The organism is Burkholderia sp. Ac-20384, from assembly GCF_017104605.1.
GTDB classification, from domain to species: domain Bacteria; phylum Pseudomonadota; class Gammaproteobacteria; order Burkholderiales; family Burkholderiaceae; genus Burkholderia; species Burkholderia lata.
Genome location: NZ_JAAGPE010000005.1, coordinates 60,402 through 84,793 on the forward strand (window position 1 = coordinate 60,402; position 24,392 = coordinate 84,793).

The window sequence follows — 24,392 nt, forward strand, 5'->3', positions numbered from 1 at the left end:
TTAGCAGATGGCTTCGATTATCAAGAACCGCGCAGTGATCGACGATGCATGGCAGGTCGTGCGCGCGGCAGAAGACGGTGCACTGCCCGCGGTCGACGCGTTGCCGGCCGGCAAGGTGCTGGTGCCGTTCGCGTTGTGGCAGGCCGAGCGCGCGGCGCTCGTCGCCGCGAAGACGAAGGACGAGCTCGGCGTGTGGCTCGCACCGGACAGCGAGCCGGCCGATCTCGTGGCCGACTTCGGCGCGATTTCGCTGATCGCCGTCGAGTTCCCGCGCTTCGCGGACGGCCGCGGCTACAGCATCGGACGCCTGCTGCGCGAGCGTCACGGCTGGACGGGCGAACTGCGCGCGATCGGCGACGTGCTGCGCGACCAGTTGCTGTACATGTCGCGTTGCGGGTTCGACGCATACGCCGTGCGCGCCGACAAGGACATTCACGATGCGCTGAATGCGTTCACGGAATTCACGCAGCGTTACCAGGGCGCGTTCGACCAGCCCGAACCGCTGTTCCGCCGTCGCGCCGCGGCGCCCGACGCCAAGGTGAACGCATGAGCACCGCGACCGCCACCGTGCTGACGCCGGAGCTCGCCGCGAAGGTCGAGCGCCTCGACGCGCTGCTGGCGCAGATCGGCGCCCGTCACGAGAAGGTGAAGTTCGCGAGCAGCCTTGCGGCGGAAGACATGCTGCTGACGCATGCAATCCTGTCGAAGGGCGCGCGAATCGGCATCTTCTCGCTGAACACGGGCCGCCTGCACGCGGAAACGCTCGGCATGATCGACCGTGTGCGCGAGCGCTACGGCTACGAGATCGAGCAGTTCCATCCGCTGCAGGACGCGGTCGACCAGTACGTCGCCGAGCACGGCCTGAACGCGTTCTACGAGAGCGTCGAGCTGCGCAAGTCGTGCTGCCACATCCGCAAGGTCGAGCCGCTGAATCGCGCGCTCGCGGACGTCGGTGCCTGGGTCACGGGCCAGCGCCGCGAGCAGTCGGTCACGCGTGCCGAGCTGCATGAGGAAGAACAGGACGAAGCGCGCGGGATCGCGAAGTACAACCCGCTCGCCGACTGGACGGAAAGCGACGTGTGGGCGTACCTTAATGCGTTTGACGTGCCGGTGAATCCGCTGCATGCGCGCGGCTACCCGAGCATCGGCTGCGAGCCGTGTACGCGGGCGATCCGTCCCGGCGAGGACAGCCGCGCGGGCCGCTGGTGGTGGGAGTCGCGCGATACGAAGGAATGCGGGCTGCACATCACGACGATCACGCCGATTCCCGCGGATGCCGTTGCCGGCGCCACGCACTGAAAGCCTGACAAGAAACTGAATATTGCGCCGCCTGCGACAGCGGGCGGCACGAACCCAGAAGAGAAGGACTGAAATCATGAGCACGACGCTCGAGCAATCCGCCTTTGCCCCGCCCGCCGGTGCCGACAGCCGCATGGGCCACCTCGACTGGCTCGAAGCCGAGTCGATCCACATCCTGCGCGAACTGGTCGCCGAATGCAGCAAGCCGGCGCTGTTGTTCTCGGGCGGCAAGGATTCGGTCGTCGTGCTGCATCTGGCACTGAAAGCATTCGGCCTCGGCGCGAACCGCAAGACGACGCTGCCGTTCCCGCTCGTACACATCGATACGGGCCACAACTACGAAGAAGTGATCGACTTCCGCGATCGCCGCGCGCAAGAGCTCGGCGCCGAGCTGGTCGTCGGCCACGTCGAGGATTCGATCAAGCGCGGCACGGTCGTGCTGCGCCGCGAAACCGATTCGCGCAATGCCGCGCAGGCCGTCACGTTGCTCGAGACGATCGAGCAGCACGGCTACACGGCGCTGATCGGCGGCGCGCGCCGCGACGAAGAGAAGGCGCGTGCGAAGGAACGCATCTTCTCGTTCCGCGACGAATTCGGCCAGTGGGATCCGAAGGCGCAGCGCCCGGAACTGTGGAGCCTGTACAACGCCCGCCTGCACAAGGGCGAGCACCTGCGTGTGTTCCCGATCTCGAACTGGACCGAGCTCGACGTGTGGCAGTACATCGCGCGCGAGAACCTCGAACTGCCGTCGATCTATTACGCGCACGAGCGCGAGATCGTGCGCCGCAACGGGCTGCTCGTGCCGGTCACGCCGCTCACGCCGATGCGTGACGGCGAGACGAGCGAGCTCGCGCAGGTGCGCTTCCGCACGGTCGGCGACATTTCCTGCACGTGCCCGGTCGAGAGCGACGCGGACGACGTCGAGAAGATCATCGCCGAGACGGCGGTGACCGAGATCACCGAGCGCGGCGCGACCCGGATGGACGACCAGGCCTCCGAAGCCGCGATGGAACAGCGCAAGAAGCAAGGTTATTTCTGAAGCACACGAGGACATTCACATCATGAGCATCATCGAGAACACCGAAGACCTCGGCGTGCTGCGCTTCATTACCGCAGGCAGCGTCGACGACGGCAAGAGCACGCTGATCGGCCGCCTGCTGTACGACAGCAAGGCCGTGCTGTCCGACCAGCTGTCCGCGCTGTCGCGTGCGAAGAACAAGCGCACGGTCGGCGACGAGCTCGACCTCGCGCTGCTGACCGACGGTCTCGAAGCCGAGCGCGAGCAGGGCATCACGATCGACGTCGCGTACCGCTACTTCGCGACCGCGAAGCGCAAGTTCATCATCGCCGATACGCCGGGCCATGAGCAGTACACGCGCAACATGGTGACGGGCGCATCGACCGCGCACGCGGCGATCATCCTGATCGACGCGACGCGCGTGACGATCGAGAACGGCGTGGCCGACCTGCTGCCGCAGACCAAGCGCCACAGCGCGATCGTCAAGCTGCTCGCGCTGCAGCACGTGATCGTCGCGATCAACAAGATGGACCTCGTCGACTACAGCGAAGCGCGCTTCAACGAGATCCGCGATGCGTACGTCACGCTCGCGAAGCAGCTCGGCCTCACCGACGTGCGCTTCGTGCCGGTGTCGGCGCTGAAGGGTGACAACATCGTCGGCGCGAGCGAGCGCATGCCGTGGTACGCGGGCGAGCCGCTCCTCGACGTGCTCGAATCGCTGCCGGTCGAGACGCAGGCGCATGACGCGCTGCGCTTCCCGGTGCAGTGGGTCGCGCGCCAGGACGGCAGCTCGGCCGACGATTTCCGCGGCTATATGGGCCGTATCGAGTCGGGTGAAGTGAAGGTCGGCGACGAGATCGTCGTGCTGCCGTCGAACCGCACGGCAACGATCGCCGAGATCGTCGCGCCGGTGCCGGGCGGCACTGCGTCCGTCCCGCACGCGTTCGCGGGCCAGGCCGTGACGATCCGCCTCGCGGAAGACGTCGACGTGTCGCGCGGCGACATGTTCGTCACGTCCGGCGAGCCGGTCGAGCCGGCGAAGAAGCTTGAAGCGGATCTGTGCTGGTTCGACGAGACGCCGCTGTCGCCGCAGCGCAAGTACCTGCTGAAGCAGACCACCAGCACGGTGTTCGCGAAGATCGGTGGCGTCAAGCAGGTGCTCGACGTGCACACGCTGTCGCACGCGACCGACCGTCACGATCTGAAGATGAACGACATCGGCCGCGTCGCGCTGACGCTGCAGAAGCCGATCGTCTGCGACACGTACGACGCGCATCCGGGTACCGGTGCGTTCGTGCTGATCGACGAGGCGACGCACCACACGGTCGCCGCAGGGATGATCCGGGCGTTCTCGGCGTAACCGGGAAGCCGCGCCGCTTTGCGGCGGCGCGGACCGGAGCCGACGCCCGCTGGAAGGCGAAGCGACAAACATGGGCAAGGTGTATCTGATCGGAGCAGGGCCGGGCGCGGCCGACCTCATCACGGTGCGCGGCGCGCGGCTGCTTGCACAGGCGGACGTCGTGCTGCACGACGCGCTCGTCGAGCCCGCGATGCTCGACTACGCGCCGAATGCGCGCCGGATCGCGGTCGGCAAGCGCTGCGGGCAGCGCTCGACCGCGCAGCACTTCATCAACAAGCAGATCGTCGATGCGGCACGCGAGCATGCGTGTGTCGTGCGGCTGAAGGGCGGCGACCCGATGCTGTTCGGTCGTGCCGAAGAGGAGATGCGCGCGCTGGAAGCAGCCGGCATCGACTACGAGGTCGTGCCGGGCATCACCGCGGCGCTGGCCGGGGCGGCGACGCTGAAGCGTTCGCTGACGTTGCGCGGCGTGTCGCGCAGCGTCGCGTTCGCGACGCACAGCCGTGCGCCGGGCAGCGACGAGATTCGCGAAGCCGCGCGCGCCGATTCGATGGTCTATTACATGGGCCGCGACAGTGCACCCGGCATCGCACAGGAGCTGATCGATGCGGGCCGTGCGCCGGCGACGCCCGTGGCGATCGTCGAGGCGTGCAGCACCGTGCGCGAACGCACGCTGACGCTGACGCTCGCGCAGATGGCGGCGGGCGACGCGCAGGCGTGGCTCGATCCCGCGGAACCGAGCCTGCTGATGATCGGCGATGCGTTCGCCGAGCGCGCCGGGCAGGCGAAGGCGGGCGATGCGCTGCGAAATGCGGCCTGAGCGGAATCCGGCTGGAGTCCCGAACGAAAAAAGCGCTGGCGGAAGCCAGCGCTTTTTCTTTGTGGGCCGTGACGGCCTGAGTTACGCGCCGTCGCCGATCTGGTCGATGCAGTAGCGCGCGATCGCGTCGAGCACGCCGTCGTCTTCGCCAACGGCCGTCGCGCAGCGGATCTCGACACCGGGATGCGCCGCGCGGCATGCGTCGACGAGCTGCGGCAGGTCGCGGCGGACATGGCCGCCCTGGCCGAAGAACACGGGCACCACGGTGATGTGCGAGCAGCCGGCCGCGACCTGCGCGGCGATCGCGTCACCGAGCGACGGCGTCATCAGTTCGAGGAACGCGAGCGACACGTGTGCAGCGGGGGAGGGGGCGCCGCGCAGTCGCGCGGCGAGCCGCTCGAACGGCTCGGCCCAGCGCGGGTCGCGGGCGCCGTGGCCGAACAGGACGATGCCGTGCGAACTCATGTCGAAGCCTCCGTCATGACGCGGCACTCAGTGCCGGTCGACCCACTTGAGCGCGAACAGGCCGAGCGCGAGATAGATCAGGCCCGGCGTGGCCGCAGTGAGCGGCGCGGGCCACGTGTTCAGCGTGCCGATGTGCGAGAACAGCGTATTGAGGAGCTGGAAGCTCATGCCGAGCATGATGCCGCCGAACACCTTCACGCCGACCACGCCCGCACGCGTGTGCAGGTACGCGAACGGCAGCGACAGCACGAGCATCACGAACACCGCGAACGGATACAGCAGCTTGCGCCACAGCGCGATGTCGTAGCGCTGCGTGTCCTGCTGATTTTCGCGCAAGTGCTGGATGTAGCGGAACAGGTTGATGATCGACATGCGCTCCGGCGACACGAGCAGCACCGACAGGATCTGCGGGGTCAGGTCCGAGCGCAGCCGGTATTCGGGCAGCGATACCTGCTGCGACCGGTACACGGGGTTCAGCGCGTCGGCCGGCTGGCCGCTGATCGGCTTGATCGGCGTCAGCTCGGTTTCGGTGACGCCCTTCAGCAGCCAGTGGCCGGGCGGCTCGTAGCGGCCCGTCTGCGCGATCCGCACGTTGCGCAGCTGGAATTTCGAATCGAATTCGTAGATGCGCACGTTGCTGATCGTCGAGTCGGGCGACAGGCTGCCGACGTTGACGAAGCGCGTGACCTGCTCGCCGTTTTCACGGGCCGCAAGGGTGTCCTTCACCCACACGCCCGACTGGAAGTTCGACGACACCGACGCACCGAGCGCCTGCAGCCGCACGCGTTCGGACAGCTGGTCGGCATACGGGCCGACGAATTCGCCGATCAGGTAGGTGATGATCACGAGCGGCACGCCGATCTTCAGGAGCGAGCGCAGCGCCTGGTTGGTCGCGAGGCCCGACACGCGGAAGATCGTGAATTCCGAGTTCGCGGCCATCTGCGCGAACACGTAGATCGCGCTGATCAGCGCGGCGACCGGGATGATTTCGTAGAAGCGCGACGGGGTCTGCAGCGCGACGCGCAACACCGCGTAGCCGAACTTGTAGTTGCCGTGCCCGACCGAGTTCAGTTCGCTGATCAGGTCGAAGAAGAAGAACAGGCCCGAGAACGCGAACAGGATGAAGACGAACGTGACGTAGATCTGCCGCGCGAAGTACTTTTCATAGAGCCGCATCGATCATGCTCCCGAGCGGCCGAACAGCGCGCGTGTAAACAGCGGACGATTGCGCACGCGCAACCAGAAGATGAACGCGACGATCACCGCGACGACCAGATGCAGGCCAACGAGCCCGACGCCGAACGACATCTTGCCCTGTTCGATCTGCGACTGCACCACGTTCAGCAGGTTCGAGTACGTGAGGTAGATCAGCACGGCCATCACGAGGTTGATCGTGCGGCTGCGGCGCGGGTTCTGGTACGACAGCGGAATGCCGAGCACCATCAGGTTGATCGCGATCAGCGGCAGCCCCGCGCGCCACGCGAATTCCGCGAGGTTGTCGTTCGTCGGGTTGCGCAGCAGGTCCGGCGTCGGCGTGCTGTTGGTGGTCGGCACGTTGGTGACCGGGGTGCTCGTGATCTTCACGCCGTAGCGCTCGAACTCCATGATCTTGAAGTTCGGCTGGCCGGGCGTGCCGTCGTAGCGGCGGCCGTCCTCCAGGACGACGAAGCGGCTGCCATCGCGCGTTTCCGTATGGCCCGTCTGCGACACGACCACGTTGACCTTGCCGTTCTCGGTCGAGGTCACGAACACGTTCTGCACCTTGCTCTGGTCGGGCGTCATCTTCTCGATGAAGAACACGCGGTGGTTCGTGGCCGACTCGCGGAACTGGCCCGGCGCGAGCAGCGAGATCTCGTCGCGCTGCTGGAAGCGTGCCTTGATCATCTTGCTTTGCTGGTTCGACCACGGCCAGCCGACGAATGCGAAGAAGGCGATCAGCAGGATGATCGGCGTGGCAAACACGCCGATCGGCTTGATGAGGCGCGTGAGGCTCACGCCCGACGCGAGCCACACGACCATTTCGGAGTCCCGGTACCACCGGGTCAGCACGAACAGGATCGACACGAACAGCGTGACGACGAGCATCACGGCGAGGTAGCCGATCACGGTGAGGCCGATCAGCACGAGGACGTCCCGCGGATCGATTTCACCGGACGCGGCGTAGCCGACGATGCGGATCATCATCGTCGTGAGCATGATCGTGAGCAGCACCATGAACACGGCGCCAGCCGTATACGCAAGCTCGCGCTGGAGGGAGCGTTCGAAGATCATTCTTGATGAGAAGTGGGCGGGAGGCTGCGCACGCGTGGTGGAGCGCTCGCGCCGCCACGGGAAAAATAGCGGATAATTGCGGCTTTCATCCTTAGCCCAGATTTTATCCGAGGACAAGCGCGATGGACTTTAGCATAAAAGGCTGTGATTGGAGCAAAGGCGAGGCGAAGGGGTTCCTGACCGGGAAGTCCGACTGCATCGTGCTCGGCATCTTCGAGGCGCAGACCCTGTCGGGCGCGGCGCTCGACATCGACACGGCCACCAAGGGGCTGATTTCGCGCGTGATCAAGGCCGGCGACATGGACGGCAAGCGCGGCAAGACGCTGTTCCTGCACGAAGTGTCGGGCATCGGCGCGTCGCGCGTGCTGCTCGTCGGCCTCGGCAAGCAGGATGCTTTCAATCAGAAAGCCTATAACGATGCCGTGACGGCCGCATGGCGCGCGCTGCTGGCGACCAAGGTCGTCCAGGTCACGTTCACGCTCGCGCAACTGCCGGTCGACGAGCGCAGCTCCGACTGGGGCGTGCGCGCCGCGATTCTCGCGCTGCGCAACGAGACGTACCGCTTCACGCAGATGAAGAGCAAGCCGGAACCGGCGTCGCACACGCTCAAGCGCGTCGTGTTCAGCGTCGATCCGTCCGACGAAAAGGCCGCGAAGGTCGCGGTCAAGCAGGCCGTCGCGCTCGCGAACGGGATGGATCTCACCCGCGACCTCGGCAACCTGCCGGGCAACGTCTGCACGCCGACCTACCTCGGCAACACCGCGAAGAAGATCGCGAAGGATTGGGGCCTGAAGGCGGAAGTGCTCGGCCTCAAGCAGATCCAGGCGCTGAAGATGGGCTCGTTCCTGTCCGTCGCGCGCGCGTCGGTCGAGCCGCCGCAGTTCATCGTGCTGCACTACCAGGGCGCCGCCGCGAAGGCTGCACCGGTCGTGCTGGTCGGCAAGGGCATCACGTTCGACACGGGCGGCATCTCGCTGAAGCCGGGCGAGGGCATGGACGAGATGAAGTACGACATGTGCGGCGCGGGTTCCGTGCTCGGCACGATGCGTGCGGTCGCCGAGATGGGCCTGAAGATCAACGTCGTCGCGATCGTGCCGACCTGCGAGAACATGCCGGGCGGCAACGCGACGAAGCCGGGCGACATCGTCACCAGCATGAAGGGCCTGACGATCGAGGTGCTGAACACCGACGCCGAAGGCCGTCTGATCCTGTGCGACGCGCTCACGTATGCCGAACGCTTCAAGCCGGCCGCCGTGATCGACGTTGCCACGCTGACGGGCGCGTGCGTGATCGCGCTGGGCGGCCACAACAGCGGCCTGTTCTCGACGGACGACGCGCTCGCGGGCGAACTGCTCGACGCGTCGCGCGAAGCGAACGACCCGGCATGGCGCATGCCGCTCGACGACGAGTACCAGGATCAGCTGAAGTCGAATTTCGCGGATCTCGCGAACATCGGCGGGCGCCCGGCCGGCGCCGTGACGGCCGCGTGCTTCCTGTCGCGCTTCACAGAGAGCTATCCGTGGGCCCACCTCGACATCGCGGGCACCGCCTGGAAGGGTGGCGCGGCGAAGGGTGCGACGGGCCGTCCGGTGCCGCTGCTCGCGCAGTTCCTGATCGACCGCGCCGGCCAGTGATGGCGGTGTTGACGACGCTGCGGGTGCGCGGGCAATGACGCGGATCGATTTCCACTCGAACGTCGGCGATTCGCTCGCGTACGCGTGCCGGCTGCTGCGCAAGGCCTACCTGGCCGGGCAGCCGGTCGTCGTGCTCGCCGAGCCCGCGCGACTGCGCGCGCTCGACGAGCGGCTCTGGACGTTCTCGCCACTCGATTTCATCCCGCATTGCGGTGTCGACAGCGAGCACGCAGCCGGCACGCCGATCGTGCTGGCCGCGGATCTCGACCGCACACCGCATCATCACGTGCTGCTGAACCTCGGCGCAGCCGTGCCCGCGCAGTTCGCCCGCTTCGAGCGCCTGCTCGAAGTGGTCGGCAACGCGCCGGACGAGCTGGCCGCGGGCCGCGACCGCTACCGGTTCTACCGCGACCGCGGCTACGCGCTGAACAACTACAAGCAGGGCAGCTAGCCGCAACCGTCAACGGAGTGTTCCCGTGACAGAAGCCGATTCATCTTCGATCCCGACACTGACCGACGTGCTGGTGCCGGGCAAGCCGGTGCCGGCGCGCACGCCCGCGCCCGATGCACCGCAGCCGCCCGCCAGCGCGGCGATTCCGGTGCTCACCGACGTGGTCGCGCCGCACGCCGCAGGTGCGGCACCGGTCGATTCCGCACAAAGTGCACTTGACCCCGATTCCGTCGTGGTCGAACCCGTGCCGACGCCGCATGTGCCGGCGGTCGAACTGCCGGGCGACGTGGCGACGGCCGCCGCGGCGGCGATGGGCGAGACCGATGCGCCGGCCGAACCCGGCGCCGCCGAGCATGTGGTCGCCGAAGATTCGGCGGCTATGAGTGCGCCGCTGCCGTCGTCGCTGGCCGACGACGATGTGCCGCAACCCGCGTTCGCCGCGGTGGCACACGAGGCGGTGGGGCACGCGCATGAAGCGCACCTGCCGGAAGCCGTCGTACCGGCCGCCGCGCCGCAGCCGGATGCGCAGGCCGCAGCCGGGCTGACGCCGGAAGATGCCCAGCACATCGCCGAGCGCCTGCGCAATCGCCTGACGAACTATCTGACGGGGGAAGGGCGCGACGCGATCGAAGCCCGCTGTCGCGACGCGCTGCATGAGCATTCGGCCTGGCTGGTCGGCCAGATCACGCGTGAAGTGGCCCTCGCGCTGGAAACCGAGGTGATGGACTGGGTCCGCGACGCGGTCGACGAAGAGATCGCACGCCGCCGCGCCGGTCATTCCGGCTAAGCACGCGGACGTCCCGGTGAAAAACGGGGTGCGATTCGAGTAGAAGCCGGCGAAGCTGCCGGCGAGGCACTGCACGGATCAGCCGGGGCATGTCCGCCAGTCGGCGGAATCCGGCAGGGTGGCTATTCCTCCGGTCCGGTTCAGCGCACCGACAGCACCCATTGCGCGAGCGTATGGGCTTCGCTGCTCGTCAGTTGCGTATTGGCGGGCATCGGCACGCTGCCCCATACGCCGACGCTGCCCTTCACGATCGACTGAGCGAGGTAATCGACGGCGTCACTGCGCGCCGCATACTTGCCGGCGATGTCGCGGAACGACGGGCCCATCAGCGGCTTGCTGATCGCGTGGCAGGCCATGCAGTTCTTGCGCTGGGCAAGCGCGAGCCCGTCGGCCTGGTCGGCGCGCGCCGCCGCCGCGCTGCCGATCAGCAGCGTGGCGAGCAGGACGCGCAATATCGAGTGTTTCATGCGGTTCTCCGCCGGCGGGGAGGCCGGCTACATGGTCCGCGCATTATAAAAGCAAAGGGAAAGCGCGTTTTGCGCGTTCCCCCGGCGGCCATGTTTATTGGGGTCGCATTTTTTGACGGGCACGTATCAACCCGTGACGGCGCCCTGGTTCGCCGGGCGGGCGAGCGCGGCGAATTTCGCGAGCACGCCGCGGGTGTAGCGCGGCGCCGGCTGTTGCCACGCGGCGCGGCGGCGCGCGAGTTCCGCGTCGTCGACGTTCAGCTGCAGCAGCAGCCGATGCGCGTCGATCGTGATCGAGTCGCCTTCCTGCACGAGCGCGATCGTGCCGCCGACGAACGCCTCGGGCGCGACGTGGCCGACCACCATCCCCCAGGTCCCGCCCGAGAAGCGGCCGTCGGTGATGAAGCCGACCGATTCGCCGAGCCCCTTGCCGATGATCGCGGACGTCGGCGCGAGCATTTCCGGCATGCCGGGGCCGCCCTTCGGGCCGAGGTAGCGCAGCACGAGGATGTCGCCTGCGCGGATCCGGTCGCCGAGAATCGCATCCATCGCACTCTGCTCGTCGTCGAACACGCGTGCCGGGCCCGTGATCACCGGGTTCTTCAGGCCGGTGATCTTCGCGACCGCGCCGTCTTCCGCGAGATTGCCTTTCAGGATGGCAAGGTGGCCTTCCTTGTACAGCGCGCGGTCGATCGGGAAGATCACGTCCTGGTCCGCGCGCGGCACGCTCGGCACGTCCTTCAGTTCGTCGGCAATCGTGCGGCCGGTGATCGTCATGCAGTCGCCATGCAGCAGCCCCGCGTCGAGCAGGATCTTCAACACCTGCGGAATTCCCCCGGCCCGGTGCAGGTCGGTCGCGACGTACTTCCCCGACGGCTTCAGGTCGCAGATCACGGGCACGCGCTTGCGGATGCGCTCGAAGTCCTCGATCGTCCAGTCGACCTCGGCCGCGTGCGCGATCGCGAGGTAGTGCAGCACCGCATTGGTCGAGCCGCCCGTCGCCATGATCACCGACACCGCGTTCTCGATCGACTCCTTCGTGATGATGTCGCGCGGCTTCAGGTCGCGCTTCACGGCCTCGACGAGCACACGTGCCGATTCGGCGGCCGAATCGACCTTCTCCTGGTCGGGGTTCGCCATCGTCGACGAGTACAGCAGCGACATCCCGAGCGCCTCGAACGACGAGCTCATCGTGTTCGCGGTGTACATCCCGCCGCAGGACCCCGACGTCGGGCATGCGTTCCGCTCGACGCCTTCGAAATCCTCCTGCGACATCCGGCCCGCCGTGAATTCGCCGACCGCCTCGAACGACGACACGATCGTCAGGTCCCGGCCTTTCCAGTTGCCGGGGCGGATCGTGCCGCCGTACACGTAGATGCCCGGCACGTTCAGGCGTGCGAGCGCGATCATCCCGCCCGGCATGTTCTTGTCGCAGCCGCCAACGACGACCACGCCGTCCATCCATTGCCCCTGCACGCAGGTTTCGATGCAGTCGGCGATCACCTCGCGCGACACGAGCGAGTACTTCATGCCTTCGGTGCCCATCGACATGCCGTCCGAAATCGTCGGCGTGCCGAAGATCTGCGGGTTCGCATCGGCCGCCTTCACGGCCGCGACGGCCGCGTCCGACAGGCGCTGCAGGCCGGAATTGCACGGCGTGATCGTCGAATGGCCGTTCGCGATGCCGACCATCGGCTTGTCGAAATCGTCCTTCTGGTAGCCGAGTGCGTAATACATCGAGCGGTTCGGCGAGCGGGCCACACCTTGCGTGATGTGCTTCGAGCGACGGTTGTAAGCCATGGGGGACTCCATCGTTGTCTGGGCAACGCCGGTGAACGGCGTGCAGGTTCGGATCAATCAAGAATGGAGTTTCCGGATTGGGATGTCCAATATATTATTTGTCGTGTATTAAGTCGTTTACTGAATGAAAAAGGCATGGCCGATCCGACTCCCGACCTGCGCCAGTGGCGCTATTTCGTGACCGTCGCCGACGAGCGACATTTCGGCCGCGCGGCCGAACGCCTGTCGATGACACAGCCGCCGCTGTCACAGGCGATCCGTGCGCTGGAGGATGCGCTTGGCGTCGCGCTGTTCGCGCGCACCAAGCGCTCGGTCGCGCTGACTGCGGTCGGCGCGGCGCTGCTGCCCGACGTGCGCCGGCTGCTTGCATCGGCCGATGCGCTGCCGCCGCTTGCGCGACGGCTTGCGCGCGGCGAGGCCGGCTCGCTGTCGCTCGCGTTCGTGTCGACCGCCGATTACGGGCTGCTGCCTGCGCTGCTGCGTGCGTTCGGCGCGCGCTATCCGCAGGTGCGGCTGCAACTCGCGGAGGCGACGAGCGACGTGCAGATCGACGAACTCGTCGCCGGCCGCATCGACGCGGGGCTCGTCATTCCACCCGTGCCGCCGCGCCACGCGGCCGGGCTGTCCTACCTGCCCGTCGTGCGCGAGCCGCTGGTGGTCGCGATGCCGGCGGCGGCGAGCGACGCGCCGGAAGACGAGCCCGTCCGTCTCGCCGAGGTAGCCGCGTTGCCGCTCGTGATCTTTCCGCGTCGTTTGGCGCCCGGCTTTTATGACATCATTACGGGCTGCTACGGCGCGGCGGGGGAAACTCCGCACATCGGCCAGGAGGCGATCCAGATGCAGACGATCGTCAGCCTCGTGTCGGCCGGCATGGGCGTCGCACTGGTGCCGCAATCGCTGCGTAACCTGCGGCGCACCGGCGTGGTCTACCGGCCGCTTGCCGATCACGCGCCGGTCGTCGAGACAGGCCTCGTGTGGCGCACCGGCGACGTGAGCCCCGTGCTGGCCGGCTTCATCGACGTCGTGCGCGCGCAGGGCCTCGCCACGTGACGTGAACGATGACGCACCGGCGCCGTCCAACGCGCGGTGCTGCGCGTTTGCGACGGCCGTACCGCATTCGAAAACTTCTTCGCTAACCCATGATCATTCACCCGAATTTCGACCCCGTTGCGATCCATCTCGGGCCGCTGGCCGTGCGCTGGTACGGGCTCATGTATCTCGTCGGCTTCATCGCGGCGATCGTCGTCGGCCGGATCCGCCTGAAGTTGCCGCACGTCGCGGCGCAGGGCTGGACCGCGAAGGACATCGACGACATGATGTTCTACGGCGTGCTCGGCACCGTGCTCGGCGGCCGGCTCGGCTATGTGCTGTTCTACAAGGCCGACTTCTATTTCTCGCATCCGCTCGACGTGTTCAAGGTGTGGGAAGGCGGCATGTCGTTTCATGGCGGCTTCCTCGGCGTGACGCTTGCGATGATGCTGTTCGCGTGGCAGCGCAAGCGCCACTGGCTGCAGGTCACCGATTTCGTCGCGCCGATGGTGCCGACCGGGCTCGCGGCCGGGCGGCTCGGCAACTTCATCAACGGTGAACTGTGGGGCCGCGTGACCGACCCGTCCGCACCGTGGGCGATGCTGTTCCCGGGCGCGATGCGCGACGATGCCGCATGGTTGCCGAAGCATCCGGAGCTCGTCGAGAAGTGGCATCTCGCCGACGTGTTCATGCAATACCAGATGCTGCCGCGCCATCCGTCACAGCTCTATGAAATCGCGCTCGAAGGCATCGTGCTGTTCTTCGCGCTGTTCCTCTTCGCGCGCAAGTCGCGGCCGATAGGCGCCGTGTCCGCGCTGTTCCTGATCGGCTATGGCCTCGCGCGCTTCACGGTCGAGTTCGCGCGCGAGCCCGACGACTTCCTCGGCCTGCTCGCGCTCGGCCTGTCGATGGGGCAGTGGCTGTCGCTGCCGATGATCCTCGCGGGCGTCGCGCTGATGGTCTGGGCGTATCGCCGCCGCGCGGCGAATGCCGCTGCGTGATGCGGCGCCGATGCACGCGCGATCGGCGTGTGCATCGGCAACATGCAGGTCAATGAAAAACGCCGGCCCTCGGGCCGGCGTTTTTCATTTCGGACTGCCGTGCGCTGTGCGTTACTTCATCTGCACGGAGCCGTTGACGGTGACCGACACGGTGGCCTTGCCGCCTTCGACTGCGATCGGTGCGCTCATCTTTGCGCTGTCCATCGGCGCCGCGGCCATCGCCATCATGCGCGGGTACGGCTGCACGTTGCGGCCGCCGCCGACGTTCACGTCGCGGATCGTGTAGCTGCCGTAGCCGAATGCCTTCGCGGCTTCGTCCGCGCGGGCGCGGAACGACTTGATCGCTTCGGTCGTGAGCTTCTGCTCGGCTGCACGCTGGGCTTCCGGCGACAGCGAGAACTCGACGTTCGCGACCTGCATCAGGTTCGACAACTGGCCTGCAAGCTTCGACGCCGCCGCGAAATCGCGCGATTCGAGCGCGACCTCGGTGCGGCCGCGCCATGCGGAGATCTTGCCGTCGCGATCGGTGCTCGGGTACACGGAGAATGCGCCCGTGTGCGCGGTGACGCCCGATACGCCCTTCGCCTGCGACAGCGCTGCGTCGGCGCGCTGGTTCAACTGCGCGGTGAGGCTGCCCGGATCCTTGGCTTGCTGCTCGTAGAACAGCGTGATGTGGATGATGTCCTGCGGCACGTCGGCACTGGCCTGCGACGACAGCGACAGCACACCTGCCGGCTCCGGAAAGTGCGGGTTCGCGGTTTGCGCGTGCGCGGTGGTCGACGCGAGCGTCAGCGCGACGGGGACGGCGGCGGCAAGGGCGAGCGACAGCGCGAGTGCGGATTTCTTGGTCATTGTTGGACTCCTTGTGCGAGGGCGTACACGCGGATCGCGCGTGCACGACGCGGGCGTACCGCGCGACGAAAAAAACGACAGCCGGCCTGATCGGCCGACAGCGGTTGCTTAGGCCGCGCGAAAGTGCCGCGAGTTCCGTGGCGGCGGTGCGTACTGACCAGATTTGACCTTTGGCGTGCGCCTACTTCATCAGCTTTTCGGTGATGAAGCGCCATTCGGTGCGCGTGACCGGCGTGATCGACAGCCGGTTGCCGCGTGCGAGCACGCGCATGTCGGCGAGTTCGTCGTGTTCGCGCAGCGCCGCAAGCGGCACGAGTGGCGATTTTTTCACGTAGCGCACGTCGACGAGCAGCCAGCGCGGTGCTTCCTGAGTCGACTTCGGGTCGTAATAGGGGCTTTTCGGATCGAACTGCGTGGGGTCGGGGTAGGGCGTCGACGACACTTCGGCGAGGCCCGCGATGCCCGGCTCGGGGCAGCTCGAGTGATAGAACAGCACGCCGTCGCCGATCTTCATCGTGTCGCGCATGAAATTGCGCGCCTGATAGTTGCGCACGCCGGTCCACGGCAGCGAGCGCTGCGGTGCGTTGGCGAGATCGTCGATGCTTGCTTCGTCCGGTTCGGACTTCATCAGCCAGTATTGCATGGATCGTGATCGACGCAGAAAGAGGCTGCTACAAAAGAAAACGGCACCGGGCTTCGCCCGATGCCGTTGGATAGGCCCCCGCCTTGGCCGCTAGGCCGGCATCCTGAACCTGAGGTTCAGAATTGGTCGCAGTTAGCAGCACTTCGGGTACATCAGACAGAGTGACGCGCGCGCCCGTGCTACAAATTTCCGCAACCGTGCACATGGCATTGGTTCAAGGAATATATGACCTTGGCGAACCAGGCAGGGAAGCTGACTGAACTGTGATTCGATGCGCCAATTTGACCACCGTTGATCGCCGAGATCAAGGGGAATCGACGCATCGATTAAAACCTTACTGCGTCTCGTGCTGTGCGAGCACCGCGCCGAGCTGTTCGTTCATCTGGTGCATTGTACGACGGATTTCCTCCGCGGGAAATGCTTCACCGTGCCGCACGCTCGTTTGCAGCCGCAGCAATTCGGACGCGAGCGACAGCGCCGCCATCACGGCGATGCGATCGGTGCCGCGTACCGAGCTGTTCGAGCGGATTTTCGACATTTCGGCGTCGACACGTGCGACCGCTTCGAGCAGCGCCGCTTCGGTCTCGGCCGAGCAGGCGAGCCGATAGGCCTGACCGAGAATCGAGACTTCGATCTGCTTGGTGCTCATGCATGTTCTCCGTGGCTGGCCGCGTCATCGCCATCCGCACGCGCCTGCCCATCCAGCAGGTCGAGCTGGTTGTCGGCTTGCTCCGCACTTTTCGAGCGCGGCAGCTTTTCGAGAATCGCGTTCAGTTTCACCTGGGCGTCGTCGATCTTTGCCGACAGCGTGTCACGCTCGGCCGCAAGTGCATTGCGTTCGTCGCGCAGTTGCGCGAGTTCCGCGCGGACAGCGTCCGCATCCGCGCGCAATTGCGCGACCTGCTCCTCGAGCGCGAGCCGTTCCGAGTGATAGCGCTTGTTCAGCGAAATCAGACGGCCAATATTTTGAGATAGGGTTTCGAGTTCGTTGAGCATTTGCTGCGTCCTCTAAAGACCCAGCATTTTAGCGCGGAATAACGCGCAATCCGACATCTGTAACGTTTCCAGTCGTAACACCCCTGCTTCTTGCCGCGAATCAGCGCTGCCTGTGCGTGTCCGGACGCTTCCTTGACGCTCGCGCGACCCGCTCCTAAACTGGCGCCGCCTCGGTGCTCGCGCGTGGAACGCGCGGTTAAACGGGAAGCAGGGCGCGGGCGCCGGAAGCCCGCCAACCTGCGCTGCCCCCGCAACGGTAAGCGGCCGCGTCCGATGACGCAGGCCGGCTCGGGCGCGTTTCATGTGCAGGTTCTGCATGCGGACGCGGGCCACTGCGCGTCATCGCGCGGGAAGGCGAGCCGGACCGCCGCCAGCCCGGATACCGGCCGAGACGGGGAGCCCGCACGGGCTTCATGACGCGCGGCCTGCGGGGAGGCGGGGCGCGCAATGCTTCACGGAATCTTCTTCGATGCTGACCCCAATCGTCCGCGCGGCGCTCAAGTCACGACCGGCCGGCACCCGCAAGCGGGTGCGCCGCACGTCGTGTGCGGCGCCGTACGCGGCATGAGCGCCGCGCGCGCCACCGCGATCTGGGCCGTGCTGGCTGCAGCGGTCGCGTTGCTGTTCGTCGCGTCGCTGTCGATCGGCAGCGTGCCGATGTCGCCATGGCAGGCGCTCGCGTCGCTCATGCCGCATGGCGGCGACGCGCTGTTCGCCGATATCGTCCGCACGCTGCGCCTGCCGCGCGCGCTCGCGGGCTTCGCATGCGGCGCGCTGCTCGCGCTGGCCGGTGCACTGCTGCAGGTGCTGTTGCGCAATCCGCTCGCGGAGCCGTACGTGCTCGGCGTGTCGGGTGGCGCAGCCGGCTTCGCGCTCGTCGCGATGATCGCGGGCGGCGCGTGGTGGCTCGTCGATGCGTCGGCGTTTGCCGGCTCGCTCGTGTCGGTCGCGCTCGTGCTCGGTCTTGCGCGCCGCGAGCTGTGGCGCGGCGAATCGCGCGATGCGTCGCCGCGGCTGCTGCTCACGGGCGTCGTGATCGCGGCGGGGTGGGGCGCACTCGTCACGCTGCTGTTGTCGCTCGCGCCCGATGCACGATTGCGCGGGATCATCTTCTGGCTGACCGGCGACCTGAACGGCGTGACCACGCCGTGGTTCGCGTGCGGTGCGCTGTTGCTGGCCGCATGCGTCGCGTTGCCGGCCGCGCCGCAACTGAACGTGTTGCTGCGCGGCGATGCGACCGCGCTCGCGCTCGGCGTGCCCGTTGCGCGTCTGCGCGTGCGGATCTATCTCGTCGCGTCGCTGGCCGCCGCGGCCGCGGTGACGACGGCCGGCACGATCGGTTTCGTCGGCCTCGTCGTGCCGCATGCGCTGCGGCTCGCCTTCGGCAACGACCAGCGGATGCTGCTGCCGGCCGCGATGCTCGCGGGCGGCGGCGGCGTGATGGCGGCCGACCTGCTCGCACGCACTGCGATCGCGCCCGCGCAACTGCCAGTCGGCGTGATGACCGCATTGATCGGCGTGCCGGTGTTCCTGTGGATGTTGTTGAGGAGGCCGATGCGATGACGGGGGCCGCACTGCACGCCACGGCAGGCGACATGAACTACGCGGCCGTCGGCCTGACGCTGAAGGCCGGCGCGCGCACGCTGCTCGACGGCTTCACCCAGGTGTTTCGGCCCGGCGAAATCTGGTGCGTCGCCGGGCCGAACGGCGCGGGCAAGACGACGCTGCTCGCGACACTCGCGGGGCTGCAGCCGCCGGCCGGCGGACACGTCGAGATCGACGGCCGGCCGCTTGCCGCATGGCCGCCCGAGCAACTCGCGCAGCGCCGCGCGCTGATGCCGCAGCAACTGCACGACGCATTCAGCGCGACTGTATTCGACACGGTGCTGCTCAACCGTTTTCCCTATCTCGGGGGTTGGGGCTGGGAGCGTGACGGCGATCGCGCGGCCGCGCGCGACGCGCTGGCGACGTTCGACCTCACGGCTCTGGCGTCGCGCGACGTGCTGTCGCTGTCGGGCGGCGAGCGCCAGCGCGTCGCGCTGGCCGCGACGCTGTGCCAGGATGCGCCGCTGATGCTGCTCGACGAGCCGCTCGCGCATCTCGACCTGCATCACCAGATCGATTGCCTGACCGCGCTGGCTGCATGGCTCGACGCGGGCCCGCGCACGGTGCTGTTCTCGTGCCATGATCTGAATCTCGCGCGGCGTTTCGCGACGCATGCGCTGCTGCTCGACGGCCGCGGCCATGCGTGGGCCGGCCCCGTGCACGACGTGCTGACGCCCGAGCGCGCGAGCGATGCGTTCGGTTATCCGCTCGTGCTGATCCGCGAGAATGGCCGCGATGCGCTGCTGCCGGCGTGGCCCGAGCGACAATGACCCTTTCTTTTCCGATGCGCGGCGCACACCGCGCCAACGACACGGCTTTTCGATGACGACCTCGACCCACTTCCCGCCCGCGATCGCGCCGCTCGACGATGTGCTGCGCAAGCGCCTGCAGCACGTGATCGACCACAAGACCAAGCCGCCCGGCAGCCTCGGCCAGCTCGAGGCGATCGCGTTGCAGATCGGCCTGATCCAGCACACCGAGCGGCCGGTCGTGCAGCGTCCGGTGATGATCGTGTTTGCCGGCGATCACGGGATTGCCGTCGAGGGCGTGAGTCCTTATCCGCAAGCGGTGACTGCGCAGATGGTCGCGAACTTCCTCGCCGGCGGTGCGGCAATCAACGCGTTCTCGGGCGTCGCGCAGAGCACGCTCGAGATCGTCGATGCGGGTGTTGCGTCGCCGCTGCCGCTGTCCGACCGGCTGGTGTCGCTGCCGGTCGCGCGCGGGACGCGCAACTTCGCGGCGGAGCCGGCGATGACGCGCGACGAGGCGATGACGGCACTCGCGGCCGGCGCGGCGCGCGTGCACCTGCACGCGTCGCTCGGCACGAACGTGATCGGCTTCGGCGAGATGGGGATCGCGAACACGTCGTCGGCCGCGTGCCTGATGAGCCGCCTGCTCAGCGTGCCGATCGACGCGTGCGTCGGGCGCGGCACCGGCCTCGACGACCAGGGCCTCGCCCACAAGCGTGCGGTGCTCGGCCGTGCGCTCGTCAAGCACTCGCACGCCATTGCGCCGATCGATGTGCTCGCGACGTTCGGCGGCTTCGAGATCGCGATGATGACGGGCGCGTATCTCGCGGCCGCGAGCGAGCGGATGACGATCCTCGTCGACGGCTTCATCGCGACGGCCGCGCTGCTGGTTGCCGAGCGCATCGCGCCCGGCGTGCGCGACTACTGCGTGTTCTCGCATACGTCGCACGAGGCCGGGCACCGGCGCATGCTCGAGCATTTCGGCGCGAAGCCGCTGCTCGCGCTCGACCTGCGGCTAGGCGAAGGCACGGGCGCCGCGCTCGCGCTGCCGCTCGTGCGTGCGGCGGCCGCGTTCCTCACGGAGATGGCGAGCTTCGAATCCGCCGGCGTCGACAATCGTGACGCCTGATCGCGCGCGCGGCGTGCAGGCCGAACTGCGCTACTTCTTTGTCGCGCTCGGCTATTTCACACGCGTGCCCGTGCCGCGCTCGATCGGCTACGCAGCCGGCGATCTCGACCAGGCCGCGCGATATTTCCCGCTCGTCGGTGCTTGTGTCGGCGCATGGGGCGCGCTCGTCTATCTCGCGGCGCTGCGCGTGTTGCCGTCGTCGATCGCGGTCGGGTTGTCGATGGCCGCGACGCTGCTCGCAACGGGCGCCTTTCACGAGGATGGCCTGGCCGACAGCTGCGATGCGTTCGGCGGCGGCTATACGCGCGACGACGTGCTGCGCATCATGCACGACTCGCGGATCGGCACGTTCGGCGCGGTCGCGCTCGTGATCTCGCTCGGCGTGAAATGGCAGGCGCTGGCGTCCATGCTGCCGTTGCGTGCCGCGTGGACGATGATCGCCGCGCACGCGGCGAGCCGCGCGGTGGCCGTGAGCTTGCTGATGACGCTCAACTACGTGCGGCCCGAAGGCAAGGCGAAACCGGTCGCGCAACGGATGGGCGCACGCGCGGCGTGCGTCGCGGCGCTATTCGGATTGCCCTGGCTGTTCTGGCCCGACTGGCGCATGGGCGTCGCCACATGCGTTGCGCTCGTGCTCGTGCGCACGTGGGCCGCCCGCTATTTCGTGAAGCGGATCGGTGGCTATACGGGCGACTGTCTCGGCTTCACGCAGCAACTGTGCGAACTGGCGATCTATCTCGTGGTGCTCGGATGGACGTCGTCCTGATCCGTCATCCGGCTGTCGGCGTCGAGCCGGGCATCTGCTACGGACGCAGCGACGTGCCGCTCGCTGCATCGGCCGACACCGGTGCGCAGGCCGTGCGCGCGCATCTGTCGGCACTCTGCGCACCGCTTCCCGAACAGGTCTGGACGAGCCCGCTGACGCGCTGCGCATCGGTTGCCGAACGGCTCGCACACGCATGCGACGTGCCGCTGCGGCGCGACGCGGACTGGCAGGAGATGGATTTCGGCGCGTGGGAAATGCGGCGCTGGGACGATATCGATCGCGCGGCGCTCGATGCGTGGGCAGCCGACTTGATGCATGCGTGTGCGCATGGCGGCGAAAGCGTTGCGCGGTTTGCTGCGCGCGTGGCCCGGCGGGCCGATGCGGTAGCGCAGTTCGATGGCCCGCAGTGGGCGGTGACGCATGCGGGCGTGATCCGCGCATTCGCATCGCATGTTCTGCGCGTACCGCTCGATACGGTGCTGTCTCGACCCGTACCGACAGGATGTGTCGTCTGGCTGCGCGTGGATGCCGCCACGCAAACGTGGGAAGTGGTGCACTGGGACGAATAGGCGCGCCGGTCACTGCGTGTGAACAACGCAGCGTGCGGTCGATTCGTTTCAGGCATCCGACACGCGATGAACGCGTAAGCCGCCGGAAATCAGCGCGGCCGCCGCGCACGCGCGGCATCGAGGTCCTCGCACAGCGCAGCCGCACCCTGCGCGATCCGCGGCGATGGCCGCGTCAGCAGATCGCCGTCGATCGCGAACAGGTTGTTGCGTGCCACGGCCGTCAGTGCGGGCCACGCGCGCCAGCGCGCCAGGCTCGGCAGCGGTTCGTCGGAGCGCGTCGTACCCGCGCTGGTCGTCACGATCGCCTCCGGATTCGCCGCGAGCACAGCCTCGTCGGTGACGGTCGGCACGAGCGGCTTGAGCGAGGCGAACACGTTGCGCCCGCCGCACAGCTCGATCACGTCGTTGATCAGGTGCGCACCGTTGAGCGTCATCAGCGGCCGATCCCAGACCTGGAAGAACATCGTGACCGGCGCTCGCGCCGCGTAACGCGTGCGCAGCGCCGCGATGTCGCGCGTATAGGCGGCCGCGGCCGCATCGGCAGCCGGTTGCGTGCCGAGCAGCGTGCCGAGCCGGCGCAGCGACGACGATACGTCGTCGAGATGTTTCGGTTCGCTGAGGAACAGCGGGATGTGCAGCGCACGCAGCGCGTCGGTCTGCCGCTCGGCATTGCCGTGCCGCCAGACGACAATCAGGTCGGGCTTCAGCGCGGCGATCCGCTCGAGATCGAGCGCCTTGTTGTCGCCGACGCGCGGTACGGCCTGTGCGGCGGGCGGATAGTCGCTGTACGTGACGGTGCCGACCAGCTTTGCTCCGCCGCCGGCCGCGTAGACCAGCTCGGTCGCGTGCGGCGCGAGGCTGATCACGCGCTGCGCGGGCGCCGGCAGCGTGACCGTATTGCCGGCGTCGTCGCGCGTTGTGACATCGGCGTGGACGAGTGGCGCGTAAGCGAGCGCGGCCAGTAACGCGACTGGCGCGAGCCGGCGAACCATGAGCGGATTCATGCGGATTCCCGTTGCAGCGTCGGCACGCAGTGCGCGAGCGCGTCGCCGAGGCGCTGCCATTCGGCTTCGCTGCCCGGCAGACCGACGCGTACGCTCGACGGTGTCGGGAAGTGCCGCGTCCAGATTCCGCGTGCCGCGAGTGCCGCATGCAGTGCTGCGGCGCGCGGATCGTCGGTCCAGCTGAAGAGCGGTGTCGCGCGAACCGCGAAGCCGTGCGCGCGCAGCAAGGCGGCCAGCCGCTCGCCGTCGGCCGCGAGCCGTTCGCGGGCGGCGGCCTGCCATGCGCGGTCGGCGAACGCCTCGGCGACCGCATGGCGCGCGGGGCCGCTCACCGTCCATGCACCGAGCATGTCGCGCAGCGCGACGATCTGGTCAGGGCACGCGAGCACGAAGCCTGCGCGGATGCCGGCAAGCCCGAAGAACTTGCCGACCGAACGCAGCACGACGAGGCCCGGGCGATCGACGTGCGGCGCGAGCGACCGTGTCGCGCCCGTATCGGCGAATGCCTCGTCGACGATCAGCGTCCCGCCGCGCGCCGCCAGTTGCGCGTGCCAGCCGAGCAGGCGTTCGGCCGGCACGAACTCGGCAGTCGGATTGTTCGGATTCCCGACGATGACGTGGCGCAGCGTCGCAGGCAGCGTATCCTCGTCGATGTCGAGCGCGACGACGCGATGGCCGCGGCGCGCGAAGGCCGGCGCGTATTCGCCGTACGCGAGTGCCGCGACACCGGCGTCGCCGGTCGGCAGCAGCGCGGGCAACGCACGGATCGCGGCCTGGCTGCCGGCAACCGGCAGCACGTGTGCGGAATCGGGGGCGTGGTAGTACTGCGAGGCGCAGGCCGCGAGGCCGTCGCCGTCGTCGGGCAGCCGGCGCCATGCGTCGGCCGGGACGGGCGGGACCGGATAGCCGACCGGATTGATGCCGGTCGACAGGTCGAGCCATGCGTCGTACGGAATGCCGTAGCGGCGTGCGGCTTCATGCAGGTTGCCGCCGTGCGCAATGCGGGTGTCAGACATGATGGGTGGCCATGGCGAGTGCGCCGCTTGCGACCAGCAGCGCGAGCCACAGGGCAAGCGTGCGCGTGACGAGCGACAGCGCGGCGACGATGTGGACGGCCGTCGCCGCGGCGCCGGTGCCGAGCGCGGGACGGTCCTCGATCTCGCCGTGATAGACGGCCGGGCCGCCGAGCTGCACGTTCAAACTGCCGGCACCGGCAGCCATCACCGGGCCCGCGTTCGGGCTGTCCCAGTGGCGCGCCTGCGTGCGCCAGCAGCGCCATGCGGCGGCCGTGTCGCCGAGCAGCGCGTAGCTCGCGGCCGTGAGGCGCGCGGGCACCCAGTTCAGTGCGTCGTCGAGGCGCGCGGCGGCCCAGCCGAAAGTCAGGAAGCGCGGCGTGCGGTAGCCCCACATCGCGTCGAGCGTGTTCGCGAGCCGGAACAGCAGCGCGCCGGGGCCGCCCGCGACGACGAACCAGAACAGCGCGCCGAAGATCGCGTCGTTGCCGTTCTCGAGCGCGGATTCGACGGCCGCGCGCGACAGCGCGCCTTCGTCCGCATCGCTCGTGTCGCGCGACACGATGCGCGCGGTCAGCGCGCGGGCGGCGCCGAGGTCATGCCGCAGCAAGGCCGCCGCGATCGGCGCGACGTGGTCGGTGAGGCTTTTCGCGCCGAGTGCGAA

General features: G+C 67.9%; 27 protein-coding genes, 1 other RNA gene and 1 riboswitch. Of the genes, 15 read left to right on the top strand and 13 right to left on the bottom strand.

Annotation, left to right across the window (positions count from 1 at the left end; translation table 11 throughout):
• Positions 1-7 precede the first annotated feature (7 nt).
• The 5 genes from G3O00_RS02265 to cobA all read left to right on the top strand — a co-directional run bounded on the left by G3O00_RS02265 (position 8) and on the right by cobA (position 4,497).
• Positions 8-550, top strand: coding sequence for a DUF934 domain-containing protein (locus tag G3O00_RS02265; RefSeq protein WP_206141907.1), 543 nt, complete (start codon positions 8-10; stop codon positions 548-550).
• Positions 547-1,299 carry a phosphoadenylyl-sulfate reductase gene (locus tag G3O00_RS02270; protein ID WP_206141908.1) on the top strand — a complete coding sequence of 251 codons (753 nt, stop codon included), beginning with the start codon at positions 547-549 and terminating at the stop codon, positions 1,297-1,299. The genes G3O00_RS02265 and G3O00_RS02270 overlap by 4 nt, the downstream gene beginning before the upstream one ends.
• Before the next feature lie 76 nt (positions 1,300-1,375).
• Complete coding sequence (gene cysD / locus G3O00_RS02275) at positions 1,376-2,338, top strand: sulfate adenylyltransferase subunit CysD (protein WP_174931664.1); 963 nt, start codon at positions 1,376-1,378, stop codon at positions 2,336-2,338.
• Positions 2,339-2,360: 22 nt separating this feature from the next.
• Positions 2,361-3,677 carry a sulfate adenylyltransferase subunit 1 gene (locus G3O00_RS02280; protein WP_011352920.1) on the top strand — a complete coding sequence of 439 codons (1,317 nt, stop codon included), beginning with the start codon at positions 2,361-2,363 and terminating at the stop codon, positions 3,675-3,677.
• A 70-nt stretch (positions 3,678-3,747) separates the two neighbouring features.
• Complete coding sequence (cobA, locus tag G3O00_RS02285) at positions 3,748-4,497, top strand: uroporphyrinogen-III C-methyltransferase (RefSeq protein WP_206141909.1); 750 nt, start codon at positions 3,748-3,750, stop codon at positions 4,495-4,497.
• A gap of 81 nt (positions 4,498-4,578) precedes the next feature.
• Here cobA and G3O00_RS02290 read toward each other — a convergent pair whose 3' ends face one another.
• From G3O00_RS02290 to lptF, 3 genes are read right to left on the bottom strand one after another with little or no spacing between them, the layout of a single operon-like run.
• A complete protein-coding gene (locus G3O00_RS02290) occupies positions 4,579-4,962 on the bottom strand; it encodes a CbiX/SirB N-terminal domain-containing protein (RefSeq protein ID WP_174931666.1) in 384 nt (127 codons plus the stop codon).
• Positions 4,963-4,989: 27 nt separating this feature from the next.
• Positions 4,990-6,138 (bottom strand): LPS export ABC transporter permease LptG, encoded by a 1,149-nt coding sequence (gene lptG / locus G3O00_RS02295; protein ID WP_011352917.1) that lies wholly within the window; start codon positions 6,136-6,138, stop codon positions 4,990-4,992.
• A gap of 3 nt (positions 6,139-6,141) precedes the next feature.
• Entirely contained in the window at positions 6,142-7,233 is a 1,092-nt protein-coding gene (lptF, locus tag G3O00_RS02300) for an LPS export ABC transporter permease LptF (RefSeq protein WP_011352916.1), read from the bottom strand.
• Positions 7,234-7,355: 122 nt separating this feature from the next.
• Between lptF and G3O00_RS02305 the strand changes: the two genes are divergently transcribed.
• From G3O00_RS02305 to G3O00_RS02315, 3 genes are read left to right on the top strand one after another with little or no spacing between them, the layout of a single operon-like run.
• Positions 7,356-8,867, top strand: coding sequence for a leucyl aminopeptidase (locus G3O00_RS02305; RefSeq protein ID WP_011352915.1), 1,512 nt, complete (start codon positions 7,356-7,358; stop codon positions 8,865-8,867).
• A gap of 34 nt (positions 8,868-8,901) precedes the next feature.
• On the top strand, positions 8,902-9,318 hold the full coding sequence (locus G3O00_RS02310) for a DNA polymerase III subunit chi (RefSeq protein WP_011352914.1): 417 nt from the start codon (positions 8,902-8,904) through the stop codon (positions 9,316-9,318).
• A 25-nt stretch (positions 9,319-9,343) separates the two neighbouring features.
• On the top strand, positions 9,344-10,105 hold the full coding sequence (locus G3O00_RS02315; protein ID WP_206141910.1) for a DUF2486 family protein: 762 nt from the start codon (positions 9,344-9,346) through the stop codon (positions 10,103-10,105).
• 140 nt (positions 10,106-10,245) lie between these two features.
• Here G3O00_RS02315 and G3O00_RS02320 read toward each other — a convergent pair whose 3' ends face one another.
• Positions 10,246-10,572, bottom strand: coding sequence for a c-type cytochrome (locus tag G3O00_RS02320; protein ID WP_011352912.1), 327 nt, complete (start codon positions 10,570-10,572; stop codon positions 10,246-10,248).
• 126 nt (positions 10,573-10,698) lie between these two features.
• Positions 10,699-12,372 (bottom strand): dihydroxy-acid dehydratase, encoded by a 1,674-nt coding sequence (gene ilvD / locus G3O00_RS02325; RefSeq protein ID WP_011352911.1) that lies wholly within the window; start codon positions 12,370-12,372, stop codon positions 10,699-10,701.
• 135 nt (positions 12,373-12,507) lie between these two features.
• On the opposite strand from ilvD, the gene G3O00_RS02330 reads away from it, so the two are divergent.
• Both G3O00_RS02330 and lgt read left to right on the top strand, forming a co-directional pair.
• Positions 12,508-13,422 (top strand): LysR substrate-binding domain-containing protein, encoded by a 915-nt coding sequence (locus G3O00_RS02330; RefSeq protein ID WP_174941590.1) that lies wholly within the window; start codon positions 12,508-12,510, stop codon positions 13,420-13,422.
• An 89-nt stretch (positions 13,423-13,511) separates the two neighbouring features.
• Positions 13,512-14,402, top strand: coding sequence for a prolipoprotein diacylglyceryl transferase (lgt, locus tag G3O00_RS02335; protein ID WP_206141911.1), 891 nt, complete (start codon positions 13,512-13,514; stop codon positions 14,400-14,402).
• 111 nt (positions 14,403-14,513) lie between these two features.
• Here the strand turns inward: lgt and G3O00_RS02340 are convergent, their stop codons facing one another.
• From G3O00_RS02340 to G3O00_RS02360, 5 genes are all read right to left on the bottom strand, one after another.
• Positions 14,514-15,254, bottom strand: a complete 741-nt coding sequence (locus G3O00_RS02340) for an SIMPL domain-containing protein (protein WP_011352908.1) — start codon at positions 15,252-15,254, stop codon at positions 14,514-14,516.
• Positions 15,255-15,435: 181 nt separating this feature from the next.
• Positions 15,436-15,897 (bottom strand): EVE domain-containing protein, encoded by a 462-nt coding sequence (locus G3O00_RS02345; RefSeq protein ID WP_122946043.1) that lies wholly within the window; start codon positions 15,895-15,897, stop codon positions 15,436-15,438.
• A gap of 71 nt (positions 15,898-15,968) precedes the next feature.
• Positions 15,969-16,150: non-coding RNA, 6S RNA (gene ssrS, locus G3O00_RS02350), on the bottom strand.
• Between the two features lie 81 nt (positions 16,151-16,231).
• Entirely contained in the window at positions 16,232-16,546 is a 315-nt protein-coding gene (locus G3O00_RS02355) for a cell division protein ZapA (RefSeq protein ID WP_011352906.1), read from the bottom strand.
• On the bottom strand, positions 16,543-16,893 hold the full coding sequence (locus G3O00_RS02360) for an ATPase (RefSeq protein ID WP_011352905.1): 351 nt from the start codon (positions 16,891-16,893) through the stop codon (positions 16,543-16,545). The genes G3O00_RS02355 and G3O00_RS02360 overlap by 4 nt, the downstream gene beginning before the upstream one ends.
• Before the next feature lie 154 nt (positions 16,894-17,047).
• Positions 17,048-17,299, top strand: a riboswitch (cobalamin riboswitch).
• Positions 17,300-17,340: 41 nt separating this feature from the next.
• Here G3O00_RS02360 and G3O00_RS02365 point away from each other — a divergent pair.
• The 5 genes from G3O00_RS02365 to cobC are packed head-to-tail and all read left to right on the top strand — an operon-like array spanning position 17,341 to position 21,711.
• A complete protein-coding gene (locus G3O00_RS02365; protein ID WP_206141912.1) occupies positions 17,341-18,456 on the top strand; it encodes an iron ABC transporter permease in 1,116 nt (371 codons plus the stop codon).
• Positions 18,453-19,268, top strand: a complete 816-nt coding sequence (locus G3O00_RS02370) for an ABC transporter ATP-binding protein (protein ID WP_011352903.1) — start codon at positions 18,453-18,455, stop codon at positions 19,266-19,268. The genes G3O00_RS02365 and G3O00_RS02370 overlap by 4 nt, the downstream gene beginning before the upstream one ends.
• Positions 19,269-19,320: 52 nt before the next feature.
• On the top strand, positions 19,321-20,376 hold the full coding sequence (cobT, locus tag G3O00_RS02375; RefSeq protein ID WP_206141913.1) for a nicotinate-nucleotide--dimethylbenzimidazole phosphoribosyltransferase: 1,056 nt from the start codon (positions 19,321-19,323) through the stop codon (positions 20,374-20,376).
• Positions 20,366-21,142 (top strand): adenosylcobinamide-GDP ribazoletransferase, encoded by a 777-nt coding sequence (locus tag G3O00_RS02380; RefSeq protein ID WP_206141914.1) that lies wholly within the window; start codon positions 20,366-20,368, stop codon positions 21,140-21,142. Before cobT ends, G3O00_RS02380 begins: the two co-directional genes overlap by 11 nt.
• Complete coding sequence (gene cobC / locus G3O00_RS02385) at positions 21,127-21,711, top strand: alpha-ribazole phosphatase (protein WP_206141915.1); 585 nt, start codon at positions 21,127-21,129, stop codon at positions 21,709-21,711. The genes G3O00_RS02380 and cobC overlap by 16 nt, the downstream gene beginning before the upstream one ends.
• Before the next feature lie 89 nt (positions 21,712-21,800).
• Here cobC and G3O00_RS02390 read toward each other — a convergent pair whose 3' ends face one another.
• The 3 genes from G3O00_RS02390 to G3O00_RS02400 form a co-directional block, all read right to left on the bottom strand.
• A complete protein-coding gene (locus G3O00_RS02390) occupies positions 21,801-22,715 on the bottom strand; it encodes a cobalamin-binding protein (protein ID WP_206141916.1) in 915 nt (304 codons plus the stop codon).
• Entirely contained in the window at positions 22,712-23,731 is a 1,020-nt protein-coding gene (gene cobD, locus G3O00_RS02395; RefSeq protein WP_206141917.1) for a threonine-phosphate decarboxylase CobD, read from the bottom strand. Before cobD ends, G3O00_RS02390 begins: the two co-directional genes overlap by 4 nt.
• Positions 23,724-24,392, bottom strand: a 669-nt coding sequence (locus G3O00_RS02400; protein WP_206141918.1) for a CobD/CbiB family cobalamin biosynthesis protein, incomplete at its 5' end; no start/stop codon positions are given. The genes cobD and G3O00_RS02400, both read right to left, overlap by 8 nt.

Coding starts and splice junctions, on each gene's coding strand:
- lgt (WP_206141911.1), top strand. CDS start 13,512: ATGATCATTCACCCGAATTTCGACCCCGTTGCGATCCATCTCGGGCCG.
- cobT (WP_206141913.1), top strand. CDS start 19,321: ATGACGACCTCGACCCACTTCCCGCCCGCGATCGCGCCGCTCGACGAT.
- lptG (WP_011352917.1), bottom strand. CDS start 6,138: ATGCGGCTCTATGAAAAGTACTTCGCGCGGCAGATCTACGTCACGTTC.
- G3O00_RS02290 (WP_174931666.1), bottom strand. CDS start 4,962: ATGAGTTCGCACGGCATCGTCCTGTTCGGCCACGGCGCCCGCGACCCG.
- G3O00_RS02330 (WP_174941590.1), top strand. CDS start 12,508: ATGGCCGATCCGACTCCCGACCTGCGCCAGTGGCGCTATTTCGTGACC.
- G3O00_RS02265 (WP_206141907.1), top strand. CDS start 8: ATGGCTTCGATTATCAAGAACCGCGCAGTGATCGACGATGCATGGCAG.
- G3O00_RS02370 (WP_011352903.1), top strand. CDS start 18,453: ATGACGGGGGCCGCACTGCACGCCACGGCAGGCGACATGAACTACGCG.
- G3O00_RS02310 (WP_011352914.1), top strand. CDS start 8,902: ATGACGCGGATCGATTTCCACTCGAACGTCGGCGATTCGCTCGCGTAC.
- G3O00_RS02305 (WP_011352915.1), top strand. CDS start 7,356: ATGGACTTTAGCATAAAAGGCTGTGATTGGAGCAAAGGCGAGGCGAAG.
- cobD (WP_206141917.1), bottom strand. CDS start 23,731: ATGTCTGACACCCGCATTGCGCACGGCGGCAACCTGCATGAAGCCGCA.
- cobA (WP_206141909.1), top strand. CDS start 3,748: ATGGGCAAGGTGTATCTGATCGGAGCAGGGCCGGGCGCGGCCGACCTC.
- ilvD (WP_011352911.1), bottom strand. CDS start 12,372: ATGGCTTACAACCGTCGCTCGAAGCACATCACGCAAGGTGTGGCCCGC.
- G3O00_RS02270 (WP_206141908.1), top strand. CDS start 547: ATGAGCACCGCGACCGCCACCGTGCTGACGCCGGAGCTCGCCGCGAAG.
- G3O00_RS02365 (WP_206141912.1), top strand. CDS start 17,341: ATGCTTCACGGAATCTTCTTCGATGCTGACCCCAATCGTCCGCGCGGC.
- G3O00_RS02345 (WP_122946043.1), bottom strand. CDS start 15,897: ATGCAATACTGGCTGATGAAGTCCGAACCGGACGAAGCAAGCATCGAC.
- cobC (WP_206141915.1), top strand. CDS start 21,127: ATGGACGTCGTCCTGATCCGTCATCCGGCTGTCGGCGTCGAGCCGGGC.
- G3O00_RS02360 (WP_011352905.1), bottom strand. CDS start 16,893: ATGCTCAACGAACTCGAAACCCTATCTCAAAATATTGGCCGTCTGATT.
- G3O00_RS02340 (WP_011352908.1), bottom strand. CDS start 15,254: ATGACCAAGAAATCCGCACTCGCGCTGTCGCTCGCCCTTGCCGCCGCC.
- G3O00_RS02390 (WP_206141916.1), bottom strand. CDS start 22,715: ATGAATCCGCTCATGGTTCGCCGGCTCGCGCCAGTCGCGTTACTGGCC.
- G3O00_RS02320 (WP_011352912.1), bottom strand. CDS start 10,572: ATGAAACACTCGATATTGCGCGTCCTGCTCGCCACGCTGCTGATCGGC.
- G3O00_RS02355 (WP_011352906.1), bottom strand. CDS start 16,546: ATGAGCACCAAGCAGATCGAAGTCTCGATTCTCGGTCAGGCCTATCGG.
- G3O00_RS02280 (WP_011352920.1), top strand. CDS start 2,361: ATGAGCATCATCGAGAACACCGAAGACCTCGGCGTGCTGCGCTTCATT.
- cysD (WP_174931664.1), top strand. CDS start 1,376: ATGAGCACGACGCTCGAGCAATCCGCCTTTGCCCCGCCCGCCGGTGCC.
- lptF (WP_011352916.1), bottom strand. CDS start 7,233: ATGATCTTCGAACGCTCCCTCCAGCGCGAGCTTGCGTATACGGCTGGC.